The following is a 3,656-nucleotide window of genomic DNA, read 5'->3' as shown; positions in this document are numbered from 1 at the left end:
TGTTATAGTTATTGGAACAGAAGCGGTTGTTCCCAATGCTGGTATGAAATCTCTTGGATTGTAATACCCATAATTATCCGGAGGATTTGGCGTATATCCCCAACAAGGTCCTAAAGATCCTTCGTAATCACAAGAATCTCCTCCGCTCGGATTTTCAAGAATAGGTTGATCTTTTATCTCAAAATGAACATGGGATACTTGCCTGCAGTCTCGAAGATAAACCCCTGTAGTTCCTAGTACACGGCGGCTGAAATCCTTCGGTAGTTACAGACTGCCGAAAAATTGGACTGGATAGCAGAGCGATTATTTGGCATAATATCGGGCTGTACCAAAACAACCTTATCGAAGAGGAATCAACATGTGCGGTCCGAAACCATCCGAGATCAAGCTCACGCCAACGCTCAAGAAAATGTTGGAAAAAATCACGCACTGCTACACCAATCCTTACTGGTTGGTTCTACGCGCTAAGATTATTCTCTACGCCGCTGCCGGAGCCAACAACACAGAAATCGCGCAACGGCTCGATATTACCATAGACACTGCTGGTAAGTGGCGAGAACGTTGGCTCAAGGCAGAACCCCGTCTGACCGCAGGTCTTGAGACCAAAGATCTTACGGCATTGGTAGAAGCAACGCTGTCGGATGCCTCACGGCCAGGCACACCCGATACCTTCACCCCAGAGCAACTCGTTCTGGTCGCCGCGCTGGCTTGCGAGGACCCTCGCGCATCGGAGCGAGAGATTGACCATTGGACATCCCGTGAACTGGCCGAGGAACTCATCCAACGCCAGGTCGTAAGCGCCATTTCTCCGCGTCATGTGGGGCGCATCTTGAATGATGAGGACATAAAGCCTCACTTGAGCCGCTACTGGCTCAACAACGAACGGAACCAGGGTCCCGTCACCTTTGACGCGGAGGTCAAGACCATCTGCGACCACTATGCCGCAGTGCCTACGCTGCATCAACAGGGCGTTCACCTGATCAGTCTGGATGAGAAGACCGGCATCCAAGCTCTTGAACGCAAACATCCCACCCGGCCGGTGAGGTCGGGTCAGGTCGAGTTACGCGAGTTCGAGTATATCCGGCATGGCACTCTGGCCTTGATTGCCAACCTGGAAGTGGCTACCGGCCAAGTGGTCACGCCGTCTCTGGGCCCCACCCGGACTGAAAAGGATACCGTGGCACACGTTCGCCAGACCATTGCGACAGACACGGATGCCAAGTGGATCTTCATCACCGACCAGCTCAATACTCATCAGTCCGAGGGGCTGGTACGCTTGGTGGCTGAAGCATGCCAGATTAGCGCCGACCTGGGGGTTAAGGGTAAGTCTGGTATCATGCAATCCATGGGAACCCGCAAAGCGTTTCTGGAAGATGAAAGCCACCGCATTCGGTTTGTCTACACTCCGAAACACACCTCCTGGTTAAACCAGATTGAGATCTGGTTCAGTATCCTGGTTCGCAAGCTGTTGAAACGAGCCAGCTTTATCTCGGTGGATGACCTGCGGCAGCGGATTCTGAAGTTCATCGATTACTTCAACCGCACGATGGCCAAGCCTTTCAAATGGACATACACGGGTCGCCCGCTGACTGCCTAAACTACCGAAGGATTTCCGCCGTTCTGTACTAGTGGTGTACCACGGGTTATTTCTTGGCCTATTTTTAAGTTCTCGTTTATCTGATTCAGATGAACGTATAGGCTATATTTCTTGCTTCCATCCGGCATAGTATGCTGGAGTATGACAAAGCCTTGCATATTGTGATTATCAACCGAGGCGTTGTAATCCGGGCACGCTCCGGCCTTATTGGGAGAATAATTAACAATCGTTCCTTGTGCAGCGGCGAATACAGCTTCTCCAGTTCCCTCGATATCTAAACCAGTATGGTATTTTCCAACATAAGTATTAAGAACCCCGTATTCTTGAGCAACACTGGGATCGCTCCTCGGCCACTGCCATTCGAGGGCGTGAGAGGAAATTGGAGCACTTGTGCATGAAGCCAACAGTATTTCAACAATCAAGAAAGCAGTAAATATCTGTGAATGTGATTTCAAGAAATTTGAGTAAGTGTTCATAATCCTGAAACCTCCGTATTGATAGAGAAGTTAATAAATCAGTATTAGGGCAAAGAAAAGTTAGGTAATAAGCGGGCTAACACCGTGGTTAAACAGACGTTCTAATGGACTATGGGCGGCCTGTATAAAATCCTAAGTTGAATAGTGAGGTGGTAAAGCATCCTTCCTGCAACGATTGCTATTACTATACAACAATCCCCCCTCGGATGCAAGCGCTAACCTCGGGGGAATAAATCAGTCCCTAAGGGTCTCCAAGACCCTTGGGACTGATTTCTCATAGAACACCAACAGCGTGCTCCCGTATTTCCGCTCGTCGAATTCTTCCAGGTTCTTCAAAGCCAGATGCTGATATTCCTTGGGGTGGATTTGCACAATGACCCATGCCCCCTCGCTCAGCCAGCCGGGATTGGCGTCCAGCGCCAGCAGCGCCTTCGACCACATTTCCTTGTATTGCGGCGGAGCGATGTAAACGTAATCGAAAGCGCGGTCGGGCCGGGCGGCCAGCATGGCAAAGGCATCCCCGCGCCGCACCTCAGCCCGATCTCTGAAACCGGTATGCTCCAGGTTCCATTGAATGGTCTCGACGGCCTGCCGGTTCAGCTCCACGAAGCGGACGAAGGCCGCGCCGCGGCTCAAGGCTTCGATGCCTACCGCGCCCGTGCCGCCGAACAGATCCCACCAGGCGGCGTCCACCACGTCTCCGGCTAGGATGTTGAACAGCGCCTGCTTCACCATGTCGGTGACCGGGCGGGTGCTCTCGCCGGGGACGGATTTCAACCGGCGGCCTTTGGCCGTGCCGGAGATGACTCGTAAACTCCCCATTACTTTGATTCTTTGTGTAACAGCACTTGAAACCCCGCTTGCTCGAAGTGAACATCTGTGGTCAATGCCGCGCTGATCTTCCTCTCGGTCATGATGACAAAAGACACGCAATCTGTCAGCCCCCATTCTTTATCTGACCTTTCTTGAAACAGGAGAAATGCCTTATCGTAGAGTTGTTCTGAGAGCGGAATTATCTTTACGTTAGGGTCAGTCTCAAGGGCGCTGAGTAGCGTCACAGCATCTTGACGATGGCGCTGCTTGGACAGGGCGTTCCCGATTTCCAGGATTACAGCCCGAGTAGTCACCAGGCATGTCTTGGATTGTTGTAACTGGCGCGCCAAGTGGACAGCCTGCTCGTGAAAGTAGTCATTGGGTGAGGCTAACGCAATTGCATACGCGGCATCGAGAAAGATTTCAGCCCTCACGCCCGCCCTTCTCATACAGATATTCTTCAAGGTTAGTGGACCAATCTGGAGGCCCCTCTAATTTTAGCGAGGATGCAACTTGTAAAAACGATCGCTTTTCCCTTGCGAGACGCGGGGTTTCGAAAGTGATGCGCACGCGCGTGTTCGGCTTGAGTGTAATTGGCTCAACAGGGCGAAAAACCGCTCCGTCAAATAATGCTTCAATAGTCTTTGCCATTGTTCCTCCATTCGATCGTCTATAGCTCATGGTTCGGTCAAAAATTGACGGGCTTTGAAAAATGCGGTAAGCTATCTGCATGGCAGATAACTTCGACATAAAGACGGAACAAGTGGACG

The 3,656-nt window shown here is 51.3% G+C and carries 5 protein-coding genes; 1 reads left to right on the top strand and 4 read right to left on the bottom strand.

Going from position 1 to position 3,656, the window contains the following annotated elements; translation table 11 throughout:
• The first annotated feature begins 409 nt into the window (after nt 1–409).
• On the top strand, nt 410–1,597 hold the full coding sequence (locus KKH67_14015) for an IS630 family transposase (GenBank protein ID MBU1320296.1): 1,188 nt from the start codon (nt 410–412) through the stop codon (nt 1,595–1,597).
• On the opposite strand, the gene KKH67_14010 is transcribed toward KKH67_14015, so the two are convergent.
• The 4 genes from KKH67_14010 to KKH67_13995 all read right to left on the bottom strand — a co-directional run bounded on the left by KKH67_14010 (nt 1,594) and on the right by KKH67_13995 (nt 3,537).
• Complete coding sequence (locus tag KKH67_14010; GenBank protein MBU1320295.1) at nt 1,594–2,073, bottom strand: M23 family metallopeptidase; 480 nt, start codon at nt 2,071–2,073, stop codon at nt 1,594–1,596. The genes KKH67_14015 and KKH67_14010 overlap by 4 nt on opposite strands.
• A 234-nt stretch (nt 2,074–2,307) precedes the next feature.
• A complete protein-coding gene (gene rsmD / locus KKH67_14005) occupies nt 2,308–2,895 on the bottom strand; it encodes a 16S rRNA (guanine(966)-N(2))-methyltransferase RsmD (GenBank protein ID MBU1320294.1) in 588 nt (195 codons plus the stop codon).
• Nucleotides 2,895–3,320: a PIN domain-containing protein gene (locus tag KKH67_14000; GenBank protein ID MBU1320293.1), complete on the bottom strand. Its 426-nt coding sequence runs from the start codon at nt 3,318–3,320 to the stop codon at nt 2,895–2,897. Before KKH67_14000 ends, rsmD begins: the two co-directional genes overlap by 1 nt.
• On the bottom strand, nt 3,310–3,537 hold the full coding sequence (locus KKH67_13995) for an antitoxin family protein (GenBank protein MBU1320292.1): 228 nt from the start codon (nt 3,535–3,537) through the stop codon (nt 3,310–3,312). Before KKH67_13995 ends, KKH67_14000 begins: the two co-directional genes overlap by 11 nt.
• Nucleotides 3,538–3,656 lie beyond the last annotated feature (119 nt).

The sequence above is a fragment of the Candidatus Zixiibacteriota bacterium genome (assembly GCA_018820315.1).
Classification (GTDB): Bacteria; Zixibacteria; MSB-5A5; order JAABVY01; family JAHJOQ01; genus JAHJOQ01.
Note: the sequence above shows the minus strand (reverse complement) of the source record. Positions and strands in the feature narration are given on the sequence as shown.

What these genes read in the sequence shown, in the direction of transcription:
- KKH67_14015 (MBU1320296.1), top strand. Translation starts at nt 410, where the DNA reads ATGTTGGAAAAAATCACGCACTGCTACACCAATCCTTACTGGTTGGTT.
- KKH67_13995 (MBU1320292.1), bottom strand. Translation starts at nt 3,537, where the DNA reads ATGGCAAAGACTATTGAAGCATTATTTGACGGAGCGGTTTTTCGCCCT.
- KKH67_14010 (MBU1320295.1), bottom strand. Translation starts at nt 2,073, where the DNA reads ATGAACACTTACTCAAATTTCTTGAAATCACATTCACAGATATTTACT.
- rsmD (MBU1320294.1), bottom strand. Translation starts at nt 2,895, where the DNA reads ATGGGGAGTTTACGAGTCATCTCCGGCACGGCCAAAGGCCGCCGGTTG.